12 protein-coding genes and 2 pseudogenes are annotated in these 14523 nt (G+C 40.0%); 3 read left to right on the top strand and 11 right to left on the bottom strand.

What is annotated here, in order from left to right:
- Nucleotides 1–126: 126 nt before the first annotated feature.
- The 3 genes from LCL91_RS20015 to LCL91_RS20005 form a co-directional block, all read right to left on the bottom strand.
- Nucleotides 127–1227: a M24 family metallopeptidase gene (locus LCL91_RS20015; protein ID WP_224885080.1), complete on the bottom strand. Its 1101-nt coding sequence runs from the start codon at nt 1225–1227 to the stop codon at nt 127–129.
- Nucleotides 1228–1354: 127 nt separating this feature from the next.
- Nucleotides 1355–1894, bottom strand: coding sequence for a hypothetical protein (locus tag LCL91_RS20010; protein WP_224885077.1), 540 nt, complete (start codon nt 1892–1894; stop codon nt 1355–1357).
- Between the two features lie 298 nt (nt 1895–2192).
- Nucleotides 2193–2357, bottom strand: coding sequence for a hypothetical protein (locus LCL91_RS20005; protein WP_224885075.1), 165 nt, complete (start codon nt 2355–2357; stop codon nt 2193–2195).
- A 167-nt stretch (nt 2358–2524) separates the two neighbouring features.
- Here LCL91_RS20005 and LCL91_RS20000 point away from each other — a divergent pair, with 167 nt between their 5' ends.
- Nucleotides 2525–3427, top strand: a complete 903-nt coding sequence (locus LCL91_RS20000; protein ID WP_224885073.1) for an aldo/keto reductase — start codon at nt 2525–2527, stop codon at nt 3425–3427.
- A 126-nt stretch (nt 3428–3553) separates the two neighbouring features.
- On the opposite strand, the gene LCL91_RS19995 is transcribed toward LCL91_RS20000, so the two are convergent.
- Nucleotides 3554–4312: a divergent polysaccharide deacetylase family protein gene (locus LCL91_RS19995; RefSeq protein WP_425589706.1), complete on the bottom strand. Its 759-nt coding sequence runs from the start codon at nt 4310–4312 to the stop codon at nt 3554–3556.
- A gap of 130 nt (nt 4313–4442) precedes the next feature.
- Between LCL91_RS19995 and LCL91_RS19990 the strand changes: the two genes are divergently transcribed.
- Nucleotides 4443–5177 carry an arylamine N-acetyltransferase family protein gene (locus LCL91_RS19990; protein WP_224885071.1) on the top strand — a complete coding sequence of 245 codons (735 nt, stop codon included), beginning with the start codon at nt 4443–4445 and terminating at the stop codon, nt 5175–5177.
- Nucleotides 5178–5277: 100 nt separating this feature from the next.
- On the top strand, nt 5278–5790 hold the full coding sequence (locus LCL91_RS19985; RefSeq protein ID WP_224885070.1) for an acyl-CoA thioesterase: 513 nt from the start codon (nt 5278–5280) through the stop codon (nt 5788–5790).
- Nucleotides 5791–6110: 320 nt separating this feature from the next.
- Here the strand turns inward: LCL91_RS19985 and LCL91_RS19980 are convergent, their stop codons facing one another.
- From LCL91_RS19980 to LCL91_RS19955, 7 genes and pseudogenes are all read right to left on the bottom strand, one after another.
- Nucleotides 6111–6440: a DUF1516 family protein gene (locus LCL91_RS19980; RefSeq protein WP_098446026.1), complete on the bottom strand. Its 330-nt coding sequence runs from the start codon at nt 6438–6440 to the stop codon at nt 6111–6113.
- Nucleotides 6441–6593: 153 nt separating this feature from the next.
- Nucleotides 6594–7748 (bottom strand): mannitol-1-phosphate 5-dehydrogenase, encoded by a 1155-nt coding sequence (locus tag LCL91_RS19975; RefSeq protein WP_224885068.1) that lies wholly within the window; start codon nt 7746–7748, stop codon nt 6594–6596.
- 2 nt (nt 7749–7750) lie between these two features.
- Complete coding sequence (locus LCL91_RS19970; RefSeq protein ID WP_160921705.1) at nt 7751–8188, bottom strand: PTS sugar transporter subunit IIA; 438 nt, start codon at nt 8186–8188, stop codon at nt 7751–7753.
- A 1-nt stretch (nt 8189) separates the two neighbouring features.
- The gene (locus tag LCL91_RS22300) at nt 8190–10313 is read right to left on the bottom strand and encodes a BglG family transcription antiterminator (protein WP_224885065.1); all 2124 of its coding nucleotides are present in this window, start codon (nt 10311–10313) and stop codon (nt 8190–8192) included.
- 27 nt (nt 10314–10340) lie between these two features.
- Nucleotides 10341–10598, bottom strand: a pseudogene (locus tag LCL91_RS22355) (PTS mannitol transporter subunit IIBC); the annotation flags it as partial.
- A gap of 81 nt (nt 10599–10679) precedes the next feature.
- Nucleotides 10680–12107: pseudogene (locus LCL91_RS19960) on the bottom strand (PTS mannitol transporter subunit IICB); the annotation flags it as partial.
- Between the two features lie 281 nt (nt 12108–12388).
- On the bottom strand, nt 12389–14491 hold the full coding sequence (locus LCL91_RS19955) for a heavy metal translocating P-type ATPase (protein ID WP_224885061.1): 2103 nt from the start codon (nt 14489–14491) through the stop codon (nt 12389–12391).
- Nucleotides 14492–14523: the final 32 nt, after the last annotated feature.

Below are 14523 nucleotides of genomic sequence, written 5' to 3'. Positions count from 1 at the left end.
CCTCTCTTCTTTTCAAACCAAAATGTAGTTCCATTATACACCACAGCAATCGACTTTTAAAAAGATGAAACGTGACAATACGATTACAAAGCCGACTCCTTATCAGAGTCGGCCTTGGTTTTTCACTTATTCAATAATCTGTAATTCCTTCGGATACTTCGTTAACGTCTCATACCCATTCTCCGTAACAAGCACATCATCTTCAATCCTTACCCCACCAACGTCCGGCAAGTAGATGCCCGGCTCAATCGTGTAGGTCATGCCTTTTTGTAGCAGACTATCGTTTTTCTCACTCAAAGATGGAAACTCGTGTACTTCAATTCCGATACCATGACCGATCCGATGCGGAAAATAATCTCCGTATCCTGCATTTGAAATAACATTTCGAGATGCAAGATCAATATCGCCAAGTCTAGTTCCTGGCTTTGAGATATGAAGTGATTCCGTTAGAGCACGCAAAACGGTATCATAAATTTCTTTTTGTTTCTCATTCACTTTACCGAACGCCACTGTCCGCGTTATATCAGAGCAATACCCGTTAAGAACAACGCCAAGGTCAAATAAAACGAGGTCCCCTTTCTTCAACTGACGATCGCCAGGATTACCATGAGGTTGGCCAGATTTCTCTCCAAACAAAACCATGGTTGAAAAAGACATTTCACGAATACCTTTCTTTTTCAATTCAAATTCGATTGTAGCGAGTACTTCCATTTCAGTAATTCCTTCGCGTAAAGCCTTTACCCCCGTCTCTACACCGAAATCAGCAAGTGCGGCTGCTTCACGTAATACTTCAACTTCCTTCTCATCTTTAATAAGACGAAATTGATTCAGTCCAAGTTCTGCAGAATGATACTGAAGGTTCGGATAGCGAGTTTGCAATTCTTCAGCGCGCTCATAGGCAAGCGTTCCTTTCTCAATTGAAGCACTAGTTGGTTGATGCACACCGCGTTCTTTCAATGCCTCATGAATAAAGTCAAAAGGATCTTCTGAATCGCTATAGCCAATGATCTCATATTCCCATCCTGCGTCACGCGCTTGTGAAGCTTCCATCCCTGGTACTACAAGGAATGGTTCATGATGAGGTACGATAAAAAGACCAAGTAACCTTTCATGCGGTTCACAATGGAAATTCGATAAGTAAAAGACATTTGAAGGGGAATGAATATAAGCAAAGTCTTGTTTTTGTTCAGTAAGCCAATCTGTCATTTTTGATAAACGTGTGTTCATAGTGACACTTCCTTTATATAAATTAAGCTTTTTTCTACTTTCCCTCTCCTAGCTTATCATAAGTGAATTCTGTTCACTTTATTAACACACAAAAAACCCCTGCAATACATGCAGGAGTCTGTCGTATCTATTGTAACTCTTTCGCAAAACTTGGCTTAATCAGACCAGTCTCTTCAAAAACCTTACCCATTTTATCTTCAAACTTGGTAAATTGCTCTAACGCCTTCTCCTGTACAGAAGGATCATCAATGTCCGCTTGTTCTGCGCGAATGGTATATGCTTGTATTAAATCGTCAAATGCACTCTCAATTTCCTCTTTAGAGTCGTCTAGTTCAGCTGGAACAGATAGACCTTTGATACCTTCTACTGTTGCTTTACTAGCTTCAGTAGCACTTCCTTTTAACTCTTCAAGCTCTTCTGTTGAAGGCTTGTCTGCATCAGGTGTTTCACTGTCATGAAAAGCAGCTTTTGCTGATTCATAAGCGACGATTGCGTCATTATGTTTCTTAAGAACACTGACCACTTCTGATTGAAAATCTAGTAGAACACTTTTCGTATCAGCTTGCTCTGTTTCTCCACTTGTGTCACTTTCGCTGTTTGTATTTGAACCGCATGCTGCTACGATTAGAAGCATGGATAAACTTAAAACAGATAATAACTTCTTCATATGTCAAACCCCCTATTGATGTGTACTTCCAAAAAATAGTTTAGCACTAAATCCAAATTTGTAAATGATAATAAATGGATAAAAATTTCTTTTGAATGCTGATATAATAAGGGTTTTGTATAATTATAAAATTTGGCAAATAAAAATAGCTGCCGGCGTTGGCAGCTACGATTATCAAACAATTGGAGAAGGGGGAACTTCTTTGGCTTTGTTTGAATGATATAGAACAATTTGTGTCGGGGAACACCATGTCTATTCTCTTTTATGATGATAATGATAATCTTTATCAATTACAAAGTCAATAACTTTTCTTAAATGAAATCGAAGGTGTTGATTCAAATGCGCTTGCTTTCTTCTCGCGTAATCCACTTTTAACCGCTTCTGCTCTTAAAACTAGCGCAAATGCTGTGAAAGACAAGAGCAAAATGAACAAAAACATGGATATCTGTAACGTTTCAACCATTTTATCCACCTCTTATTTTGAATGTTTTTATCATTATAACACGGCTTAATGATAATGAGAAGCATTATCATTAACGTCAACCACATTTCACAGAAGACTCAATAGTTGTGCAAGCGGTTTAATTCCTCTATTATAAGAAAAGCACATAAAAAATAGGGGGACTATCCATGCAACGTGTTCATTTAACAGAAGATTTATCTTTTTCTCGTATTATTCATGGTCTTTGGCGACTGGCAGATTGGAATCAAACAAGTAAAGAAACCCTTTCACTCATTGAACATAACCTTGATCGTGGCATTACTACCTTCGATCATGCTGATCTTTATGGAAGTTACGAGTGTGAAGAGCTTTTCGGAAAAGCTCTCGCTCTGAAACCTTCCTTACGTGACCAAATGGAAATCGTTACAAAGTGCGGAATTGTGATTGAATCACCAAACAGACCAGCTCACCAATCACATCATTACAATACAAGTAAGGAGCACATTATCACTTCTGCTGAACAATCGCTCACCTCACTAGGTATTGATCATATTGATGTTCTTCTCATCCACCGTCCAGATCCATTTATGGACCCTGAACAAGTGGCTGAAGCCTTTTCTACATTAAAAAAAGAAGGAAAAGTTCGTCATTTTGGCGTTTCTAACTTTAAACACCACCAATTTAACATGCTTCAATCGTATGTGGAGCAGCCCCTCATTACAAACCAGCTTGAGCTTTCTGCTTACAACCTTGAGAACTTTGAGGATGGTACCCTTAATCTCTGTCAAGAAAAACGAATGAAGCCAATGGCATGGTCTCCTCTTGCAGGTGGGAATGTATTCACCTCAAATGACGAAAAAGCCATACGTCTTCGCGAAACGGTTAAGAAAGTCGCTTCTGAAATCGGTGCTGAAGGAATGGATCAGGTTCTATATGCTTGGCTCCTCAACCATCCGGCAAACATTATGCCAATCGTTGGATCAGGTAAGCCTGAGCGCATCGATAGTGCAGTTGATGCCCTCACGTACTCATTAACTCGTGATCAGTGGTTCGAAATCCTTACAAGTTCAATGGGGTATGATATTCCATAAATAGTCGTGATTTTCGAGATCTATTCCTTTTTTGCTTAAATAGACTAAAACGCCCTCTCATTTGAGAAGGCGTTTTTTGAATTAATAAAATAAAACAAACGTTTATTTAACACTATCAAAAGACTATTATGGCATACTCTCATCAATCATTTCGAATCCTGGGATCATTTGAGATAGTGGTACAATTTTCGCTTCATTCTTATACATAGGAATAAACTCGTTTAAAACCGCAACCATTTTTTCACCGGCAATCCCGACATGCCCGATGGCAATATGTGCCTGATCATCTTTAAGCTTTACTGCAAGCTCTTGAGCCTTTTTACTCATATGCTGAATCGTATAGACGTCATCAAAAAAAAGTTCATTTTCAAGATAAGGAACCCCGATTTCTTCTGCAAGATCCGGAATGACACTTTTCCCTGTCGTTTTGCTATCTAGATAATAAAGACCTTTTTCTCGACATGCTTCAAGAACGATTTTCATCACTCGTTTATCAGCTGTCGCTTTTGACCCCATATGATGATTCATACCAACTGCATGAGGCACAGCGTCAATTGCAGCCATGACCCGCTTCTCAATTTCATCATCAGATAAGTCCGTTGTAATCGCTCCTGGTCCAAGCCAGCTCTTCTTTCCTTTCAATGGCTCCATTGGAATATGCACAATCACTTCGTGTCCAAACTTATGCGCTTCTTCGGCATCTTTTTCAGTTGTTTCAAGAAATGGCATAATTGCAACGGTTAATGTTACAGGAAGTCGTAGCATTTCTTCCGTACCCCCCATGTCATTTCCGAAGTCATCAATAACGATAGCCAGCTCACGATTTTCTTCTGCACCTACCTGGGCTGGAAGGTACATAACTAATAACATAAACAAAACCCACATCTTCACATTTTCACACCCTTTTTCACTTTATTATTCCCTAAGGAAAATGCTTCATGACTACATAGGTAAATTCATTGCGTAATGAGCCGATCTGCACGAAAATAGAAAATGAAGAGAAAGGAGGGTTTGTATGAATGTTGAGAAGTATCTTAAACGAATTAGCACAAAGCAGATGCAGGTTAATTTTCATTCTCTTCAATTACTTCAGAGAAATCACATGCATAAAATTCCGTTTGAAAACCTCGATATTTCTAGAAAAAGATGGATTGATTTAGATATTGAGAGTATATATGCAAAAATCATTGAAAACAAGCGCGGAGGACTCTGCTTTGAACTAAATCCTCTCTTTAACTGGCTTCTTACACAAATTGGATTTACAACAGTTATGGTTACTGGTACTGTTGCAATTGATGAAAAGAATTGGGGAAAAGAAAATACACACTTAACTAACCTTGTCGAACTCGAAGGAACGACTTACCTAACCGATGTAGGCTTTGGAAACTCGAGTCAAACGCCAATTCCTCTCTCGGGTGAAATTGTTGATGATGGGTTTCATCGATATAAAATTGTCCATCGTTCAAACGATATGTATGATCTTCAACAAGCAGTTAGCAACGACACATGGAAAACTCAAATAAGATTCTCAACCGCGCCCCGAACGTTGGCTGAATATGAACCATTAAGCTCATTTATTCAAACTCACCCTAATTCACCATTTACAAATCATACAATAGTGACGATTGCGACAAACAATGGACGGATCACTCTTACAGATGATTCACTTGTCATCACTCAGCATCATTATAAAAATGTCTTTAACGTAAACGATGATGAATGGAATTATCTCTATAACAGCTATTTTTGATACCCTCTTCGCTTCTTCGTAAAGACAGAGGTTTTTCACCTCTCAATCAAGGGCATAGTAAAGATAGACTACAAGAAAAGCATACTAAGGAGAGACAACTATGGAATCTAAATATATTCGTGAGTCACGTGTAGTAAAAACAAGCCACGTATTCCCAGAAGCAACCAACAACCACAACACTTTATTTGGCGGCCAACTGATGAGAGACATTGATGATATTGCATCAATTGCAGCTATGCGACACTGTCGTAGTGAAGTTGTAACAGCCTCAACGGACTCTGTTGACTTCTTACACCCAATTACACCAGACGATTCCGTTTGTCTCGAAGCATACGTGACATTCACCGGAAAGTCTTCTATGGAAGTATTTGTGAAAGTCATTGCGGAGCATCTCTTATCAGGCGAACGACATATCGGAGCAACAGCATTTCTTACTTTTGTCTCACTGGATGAAAATAAAAAACCACTTCCCGTCCCAAAAGTAATTCCAGAATCAGAAGAAGAAAAAAACCTACACGAAACAGCACCAGCACGAGCAGAAAAGCGAAGGGAACACAGACAAGCCAGTAAAGAACTAGCTGGCCTCCTAACCACAGAAAAACCCTGGGAATAACAAAAGCGGAAGTGACCGTTTAGTCCCGACAAGCGCTGGAGGCATTTCAAAAGAACACGCCCTTTGTGTTCATTTGAAATGGTGAAGCGATCGAGAGGCTGGTCACTCCAGCTAGATGAATCAAAAGCGGAAGTGACCGTTTAGTCCCGACAAGCGCTGGAGCCATATGAAAAGAACACGCCCTTTGTGTTCATTTCATATGGTGAAGCGATCGAGGGACTGGTCACTGCAGCTAGATGAATCAAAAGCGGAAGTGACCGTTTAGTCCCGACAAGGATAGAAAAAGCGACGTCCCGTAAACGGAACGTCGCTTTTTGGTATTAAATCCAGTTGTACCCGATTGAAATAATGACTAAAATTAGAACAATGCACGCGATCCAAAGCATCTTTGTTGATTCGCCACGCTTCTTTCTTCCTACAATCATTTCCATAACACCGATTAACACAATCGCCAGAATTCCTTTTAGTACATAAATCAGTGGAAAACCAAGAATAAAGAGCATTCCGATACCTGTACCAAGCATAATTAGATAAAATAAGCGTTGAATCATCAGCGAGATCTTTTGCTTAGGTGCAAAATAACTAATCACTAAAAGCAAAACAAGAATCGCCCATGAACCTGAGTGAGACTGTAATAAAATATTAAACATTCGTGTTCCCCTTCCCATTAAAAATGGATATGACTCATGTCATACTCTAATAGTAGAATTGTATTGAGTTTGGCACAAGTCCTAATGCAAAATCGTAACAAAAATATACGAAATATACCAAAAAAAGAGAAGCCCTATATGAGCTTCTCCATTTTAATAGCTGATTGACATTTCTTTATAGTGCTTGCTAATTAAATCAAACAAAATCTCGCCCTCATTTATTCCTGTAAAAGCAGTAATCGCACTTGAAATTCCCTCATTCTTGATTTTGCTTTGAATCTTAACTGCATCTTCATCTTCTAAGGGATCAAATCGCAATGCTGCTGCAATTCCTTTCGCAAGATAGTTTGGTTCTTTGTTTAATTCCGCGAGCTGACGTGCCGGTCCAACAAGACGGTCGTCGGGTCCAATTTTACGAATTGGAGCTCGGCCAACGCGAGTAACTTCATCCACTAGATGTGGATTTAGAAAACGACCAAGAATTTTTGTAATATAAGCCGCATGCGCCTCCTTTTCAAAACCGTGCTTATGCTGAAGCAATTCACCAGACTCTTCAAGAGCATTCTTAACATCATGATAGATATCTTCAGTGTCTAGTGCTTCCTTTATTGTCTCATACCCTGCTTGATAACCAAGGTAAGCTGTCACGGCATGTCCTGTATTAACGGTGAACAACTTCCGCTCTATATAAGGAGCAAGATCTTGAACGTACGTAAGGCCGGCTATTTCCGGAACTTTTCCAGCCATCATCGTTTGATCGACGACCCATTCATAGAAGGGCTCAACCGTAACCATTAATGGATCTTCATGCGTTTGATTTGGAACAATACGATCCACTGCGGCATCTGGGAAACCAGCATATTGATCAAGCACTTTACGATCCGCTTCATCCATTTTTTCTTCAACAGCATTTCGAAGCATTGTACTGCCACCGATCATATTCTCACATGCTATGACGTTAACGGGAGCTTTTCCATCTGCGATACGTTTTGAGATGCCTTCTTTGATAGCAGAAGAAATCAATTTCAATACGGTAGGACCAACAGCTGTCGTAATAAGGTCAGCTTGATAGATCGCATCAATTACTCCTTCAGGATCTTGTTGGCTGTTAATACCTCTTACGCCTTCAACAACAATCTGTTCCCTATCCTGACCTAATATTTCTACCGTATAACTCTTTCGTTCATTAAGCTCATTAATCACAGTCTCATTGATATCTACGAAGCATACTTCATATCCTGATTGAGAAAGAAGCTTTCCAATAAATCCTCTTCCAATATTTCCAGCACCAAAATGAACGGCAAGCATGATTAATTCACCTCGTTAAACATGGAGATTAACGTTTCTTTGGAATCCGCTTGAATCAACTCTTCCACATTTTCTTCTTCAGAACAAACAATCGCAATTTGAGAAAGGATCTCTAAATGCTCATTATCCTTACCAGCAATCCCAATGATAATCTTCGCAATATTTCCATCTCCGAAATCAACGCCTTCTCGCAATTGGATGATGGATAGTCCAGAATGCTTCACAGCTTTCTTAGCATCCTCCGTACCGTGAGGAATAGCAACAGAATTGCCCATGTAAGTCGTTGTGATTTTTTCACGTTCTTGCATTTGCTCAAGGTAGCTTTCATCCACATAACCGTTGTCGACAAGGATTTGACCTGCCATACGGATAGCCTCTTCTTTTGTTGCAGCCGTTTCGTTTAGTAATACGTTCTCAGTTGATAGAATTTCTTTTGCCATTTTAATCGTCTCCTTTAATTCCTAATTGTTTTTCTACATAACTTTTCATTTTGTTAGCGAGGTACAACCCAATTGATTCTTGATTGCTCTCCGAGAAAAGCGCGATGCTTTCATTTGATTCAATAATTAGAGAACTGATGTAGCTCATGATTTCGATACTTTCCACAGGTGAATCCTCTGGTGCCAGTTGTAAAAGAACAGTATCTATTTCAATGAGTGAACCATCCATTGCCTTTCGCTGAATCGGTTCTATCAATCGACCAATTGTAAATACTGGTTTTTTAACTTCAGGTGTCCGCGTATGAAACAATGCAAGTGAAGTCTCAGGAATACCCACTCCACTTATGGCTTCACGCTTCAGAAGCGCATCTTTAACTTCTGGTGAATAGCTGATCGCATTAAGTTTTTCTAGACGCATACACTCTTCTTCTAAGAGTTTCTCGACCTCTTTGTGTTCAGATTGATTTACTCGAAATAATTCTATTACCGAAGATACAGTCGTGCTATATATTCCAGCTTTACGAAACCAGATGTTTGCTTCATCGTTTGAAATAAATAAAGATTCCTTGTCCTTCTTAGGTTTCTCTACCGTACTTCTTTTTTTCATCAGCGACTTCTTTTGTAGTGTCGAGCGGATGCGCGTTGCCTCTTCCTCCGTTAAAAAAGGATTTACCCTAATATACTCGCCTTCATAATCTGGAAGAGGAATGGTTGAAACAATGAGGTCATAGCTTTCAGGATCTTCATCTTGCAATTCAAATAATGAAGCACTTTTGATGGTATGAATTTCTGGCAACTCCTGTTTTAACCGAGTAGCCAGCATTTTGGATGTCCCGATACCACTTGAGCATACGGCAAGAATATTCACTTCGTTATGTTGAAAGCGACCTTCAAGAGCTGAACCAAAGTGGAGAACGAGAAAACCAACTTCTTCATCAGGAATGGGTATCCCCGGAAAAGTATCTTTTAACGCTTCTTCAAGCAGTTGGAATAATTCAGCATAATCTGCTTTTATTTTTGTAAGTAAAGGATTATGGATATTCATGTTCTGCCTAACGCGATGCGTAGCAGGACCGAGGTGTGTCACTAATCCTTCTAAAAGTGATTCATTCGTTACTAAACCCGCATTAAGGTGGTTATCTACATAGCGGATTAACTCCTTTGTTTTAACGAGAATCGGATAATTCGTTTCTTCCAAATAGTAATCTCCGGTATTTCTCAATTTCGCTCCGCGTAAATGCATGGTGATATAACCAATCTCAGCTTCAGGTATTAAGACATTAAAAGATTCTTCAAGTTTTGTACCGATTATTCTAGCAAAACCAAACTCTTTCGTATTCACTAGGGTACTTAAATACTCTTCATCTATCTCGATTTTTTCACCCTTTTGAATTCGTTCAACAGCTAGGGTCAGATGGACGATTAAACCAATATATGCACTATCAGCGATCATATAGGGTAGCTCATTGTTAACATCATCAACGATTGTCTCAACCTTCAAAAGCTTAGTTCGATCAACTAACCCTAGCAATCGTTCGGAAGCAGATTGGAGAGCAGTAGTTTGAGATTTCTTTTGGATCGACTTCTTTAACAATGTAAAAAAGTCTGAATCATTAAACTCTTGCGCAAGCAAGGAGCTCATGGCGTGTCTCTTCAAGGCTTCAGCCCCATCAACTTGCACGCCATACCCCCGCTTTCTTATTAATGAAAGCTGCATTTTTTCAAGCCATTCTTCCGCTTTGTCTAAATCATGACTGACAGTAGCAACTGTCACTTTCAAGTCATTCGCTAGCCCAACTAACTTAATAGGGTCAGCTGATTCCAATAGCTTGCATAGAATCAACGTCTCCCTCTCCTGTTGCGTATATTCTGTAATGGTTAGATCAACTAGATAGCTTTTCAACTCAGCTCGTCTAGATTCTTGACCATCAATTTGAACGCCTACTCCAGCTTTCTTTTGTAAGAATAAATCATACTGAGTAAGAATATCCTCTACGCCGACTAAGTCACGGTGAACCGTTCGCTCGCTTACCTCAAGTTCTTGAGCAATCCCTTTGACCGTATAATAGTCATCATTCTCTAATAGAAGCTGAAGAATCCTTCGTTCCCTTGCTGAAATAAACACGTGGTTCACCTCGAATTCTGGCTATAACTATTTTTTAAGTCTATCAACAAGCTCTTCGTATTTCGGGCTATTCATAAAGTTTGCAACTGAGATATGTTCAGCATCAGGGCGTTTCGCTTTTGCTCGATCTGTTAAGTCCTTGTGCGTTATGATTAAATCAGCATCATCTGGTAAGTTACTAATAGCCGTATTTGTTACATGAATGTCTTGAAGTCCAGCTTTCTTGAACTTATTGCGAAGAACAGATGCTCCCATTGCACTTGAGCCCATTCCAGCATCACATGCAAAGACTACTTTATTAATTTTTTTCTGCTCTGCTTGTTCTAGTTTTGTCTCTTCTTTCACTGGCGTTTCACCAGTGGAATTTAACTCAGCAACAAGCTCATCGTATTTTGGACTATTCATAAAGTTTTTAACCGAGATATGATTCGCTTCTGGAAGCTTATCCTTCGCACGATCCGTTAAATCCTGGTGCGTTACGACTAGGTCAGCATCATTGGGTAGGTTGCTAATCGACGTATTCGTTACTTCAATGTCTGTTAACCCAGCTTTTTTGAATTTGTTACGAAGTACGGATGCGCCCATTGCACTTGAGCCCATTCCAGCATCACATGCAAAGACTACTTTAGCGATGTTACCATAAGAAGATGCTTCTACTTTTGGCTCTTCCGCATTCGTTTTTAGATTAGACGATACGCTACTCTTCTTCCCTTTCATTACTTCCATTTTTTCAGTTGCTTCTGAAATATTTTCTCCGCTATCTTTTGAGCGTTTTAGGATAACGAATGAGACTAGGAAAGAAATAGCAGTTGCTACAAGAACACCTGCAATAACGCTTAGATAGCCACCTCGTGGTGACATAATCATAAGAGAGACGATACTACCTGGTGAAGCCGCTGCTAACAGTCCTGCATCTAGAAGTGTAAATGTGAATACACCACCCATCCCACCAAGAATGGCAGCAAGTACAAGTGCTGGCTTCATCAAAATGTAAGGGAAGTAAATTTCATGAATTCCCCCAACGAAGTGAATCAGTGCAGCTCCTGGTGCTGATTGTTTTGCAGATCCTTTCCCAACAATCGAATAGGCTAGAAGAATTCCTAGACCTGGTCCAGGGTTCGCTTCAACTAAAAAGAGCACTGATTTACCAGTATTCGCTACTTGTTCAAGTCCAAGCGGGGTAAAAATCCCATGGTTGATAGCATTATTTAAAAAGAGCACTTTACCAGGTTCAATTAGAATACTTACTAAAGGGAGTAGACCTGCAGCGATAATCGCTTCTACACCAGCAGCAAGTGCTTTGTTTAGTCCCAATACCACTGGTCCAATTGCTAGAGAAGCAATAATTGTTAACGCTCCACCGATAATTCCTGCTGAAAAATTATTAACGAGCATTTCAAAACCTGATTTAATCTTGCCATGAATGGCCTCGTCGAATTTCTTAATTAAATATCCTCCAAGTGGTCCCATTGCCATAGCTCCAAGGAACATCGGAATGTCTGCGCCTACAATAACACCGATCGTAGCTGTTGCACCGACCACTCCACCACGACCGCCGTAGACAATTTTACCTCCAGTATATCCAATCAGTAGTGGCAATAGGTAGTAAAGCATTGGTTCTACTAATTCTGCTAGACTTGCGTTTGGTAAATAACCATCTGGTATGAATAGAGCAGTGATTAACCCCCAAGCAATAAACGCACCAATATTCGGCATGATCATACTGCTTAAGTAACTTCCGAACCGCTGAACTTTTACTTTGAATCCAGATTTCTCTGTGTTCTGTTCACTCATCGTATTTCCTCCTTTTCACTCGCACGTTAAAAGCGTTTTCATTTTGTTTGTACGTTTCTTATTTAAATCAGTTAATATGAAAGCTTATATAGGATCCTTATCCCAGTGCGACTTTCTGTAGTTCTTATCATACGAGCGTTTTCAGTCATATACAATGAAATCCAAACGCGAATTCGGCGCAGTACTTGTTGACATGATTAAATAAACACCTTTAACTCCCTATAATTTAGGCAAATTCCCCAAAATACACATAAAGAAAAACCTCTGGACAACCAGAGGTTTTACGAATGCTGGGGTTCAGCTTCTTTCTTTATCGTTGGCTTTTCTTTTTCTTTCCGTTCCCATAAAATCGTTAAACTAATCAAGGTGACAAGAATCGTTGCACCCATATCCGACAATATTGCAATCCATAGGGTCAATAATCCAGGAATAGTAAGGAGTAAGGCAATGAGTTTCAAACCAAGGGCTAGTGCAATATTGACTCGGATCGTTCGATTCACGCGTTTGGCGATCGAGACCGCTTCTGGCAGCTTACCGAGATGGTCCTGCATCAATACGATATCGGCAGTTTCAATAGCGCTATCCGTCCCTTTCCCCATTGCAATTCCAAGATCAGCTGAAGCAAGAGCCGGTGCATCGTTAATTCCGTCACCAATCATGGCTACTTTGCCTTTCGCTGTTAATTCTTTTACTTTAGAGACTTTGTCTTCAGGTAAGAGACCACCGAAATAAGATCGAACACCAACACGGTTTGCCACTTTCTCAGCTGTTTTCTCATGATCACCTGTTAACATCACCGTATTCTTAATACCTGCTTGATGCAAATCACGTATAACAGACTGGCTTTCTTCGCGGATTTCATCCGCAATACCAAACATACCAAGTATCTTTGTTTCATCGGCTACAATGACAAGCGTTAGCCCATCTCGTTTCATCGCATTAATTGATGATTGAACATTCTCAGGTATGGTAACATGACATACGCTTTTTTCATTTCCTACCCAATGTCTCTTTCCATTAACCTCTGCAATGATGCCTTGCCCTGAAACCGTTTCGACATTGGTTGCTTCGAGTTCTCTATAAGGAAAATCAGCTACTTTCTTCATAATTGCTTTGGCTAGTGGATGAGAAGAATGCTTCTCGACCGCTGCTGCTACAGATAGGAACTTCTCATCGTTATAGCTTTCATATGTCTCAACATAAGGGAACCCTTTTGTCAGTGTCCCTGTCTTATCAAAAGCAAGCGTATCGATTTTACCCAGTTGCTCAAGATAAACCGAGCCTTTTATAAGGATGCCGTTACGCGCATTCCTTGTAATACCGGAGATGTTCGCAATAGGTGATGACAGTATAAGAGCACATGGACAACCGACAATTAATACAGCAAGCCCTTGATAAAACCAGTCACCCCAAATCCCACCAAACAATAACGGAGGAACAAGCATAACTAGGGCTGAGATGACCATGATAATTGGTGTATAGAATCTTGAAAAACGATTAATAAATAACTCCGTTGGTGTCTTCGTTTCTTGAGCTTCTTCAACTAAATGCAATATTTTTGCGAGCGAAGAATCCTCATAGGCCTTTGAGATTTTCACGTGCAGAATGCCCTCATTATTAATGCTTCCGCCAAAAACAGATTCACCAACTCCTTTTTCAACCGGCATGGCTTCTCCCGTGATCGCAGCTTCATTCACTGAGCTATTTCCAGCTGATACAATTCCATCTGAAGGAATTTTAGCGCCAGATTGAACGAGAACCAGATCGTCTACTTTAAGGTCGTTAATTGAGACCACTTCTTCTTTTCCATCTCGGATAAGAAGCGCTTCTTTCGGTGCGATTTGAAGAAGGGATTCCATCGACTTCCTGGCCTTCTCCATGCCAAGTCCTTCTAAGTATTCATTCAATCCAAACAAAATCGCAACAAGCGTTCCTTCTTTCCACTCTCCAATGGAAACAGCCCCGATTAACGCAATCGTCATCAAGGTTTCAATATTAAACGTTAACTTCGTTAAATTTCGAAGACCTTTCATAAACGTTTGATAACCGCTTAAGATAATCGCAGTAAGATAAAACGGAACAGCCGGAACAGCTGTGGCGAAATCTAATAGCAGAGCGAATAGAAAAATACCAGTTGAAATGCCTAGGAGCCACTTCATACTAGCGTGAGCGTGTGTATGTCCATCCTCTTCCTTCATTATAGAAGCATGATCGGAATCAAGGATTTTCTCGACCTGTTCAATGTTAACTCTTTTATCTACTTTTAGCTTAGCTGAATTGTACTGAATTTGAGCTGATTCGCCGTACTCAAGTTTTTGAATCTGTTGCTCCATGCCAGCAGCACAGTTGGGACAAGATAAGCCCTTAAGACGATATTCTTCCATCGTATTTTACTCCTTTCTTCGTTCCTTAATCT

This window comes from Guptibacillus hwajinpoensis, from assembly GCF_020171785.1.
GTDB classification, from domain to species: domain Bacteria; phylum Bacillota; class Bacilli; order Bacillales; family Guptibacillaceae; genus Guptibacillus; species Guptibacillus sedimenti.
Note: the sequence above shows the minus strand (reverse complement) of the source record. Positions and strands in the feature narration are given on the sequence as shown.

Excerpts from the sequence above, each read along its gene's own strand:
- LCL91_RS19990 (WP_224885071.1), top strand. The coding sequence starts at position 4,443 with ATGAATGTTGAGAAGTATCTTAAACGAATTAGCACAAAGCAGATGCAG.
- LCL91_RS19975 (WP_224885068.1), bottom strand. The coding sequence starts at position 7,748 with ATGCTTGCCGTTCATTTTGGTGCTGGAAATATTGGAAGAGGATTTATT.
- LCL91_RS20005 (WP_224885075.1), bottom strand. The coding sequence starts at position 2,357 with ATGGTTGAAACGTTACAGATATCCATGTTTTTGTTCATTTTGCTCTTG.
- LCL91_RS19980 (WP_098446026.1), bottom strand. The coding sequence starts at position 6,440 with ATGTTTAATATTTTATTACAGTCTCACTCAGGTTCATGGGCGATTCTT.
- LCL91_RS20010 (WP_224885077.1), bottom strand. The coding sequence starts at position 1,894 with ATGAAGAAGTTATTATCTGTTTTAAGTTTATCCATGCTTCTAATCGTA.
- LCL91_RS20000 (WP_224885073.1), top strand. The coding sequence starts at position 2,525 with ATGCAACGTGTTCATTTAACAGAAGATTTATCTTTTTCTCGTATTATT.
- LCL91_RS19985 (WP_224885070.1), top strand. The coding sequence starts at position 5,278 with ATGGAATCTAAATATATTCGTGAGTCACGTGTAGTAAAAACAAGCCAC.
- LCL91_RS20015 (WP_224885080.1), bottom strand. The coding sequence starts at position 1,227 with ATGAACACACGTTTATCAAAAATGACAGATTGGCTTACTGAACAAAAA.
- LCL91_RS19955 (WP_224885061.1), bottom strand. The coding sequence starts at position 14,491 with ATGGAAGAATATCGTCTTAAGGGCTTATCTTGTCCCAACTGTGCTGCT.
- LCL91_RS19970 (WP_160921705.1), bottom strand. The coding sequence starts at position 8,188 with ATGGCAAAAGAAATTCTATCAACTGAGAACGTATTACTAAACGAAACG.
- LCL91_RS19995 (WP_425589706.1), bottom strand. The coding sequence starts at position 4,312 with ATGTGGGTTTTGTTTATGTTATTAGTTATGTACCTTCCAGCCCAGGTA.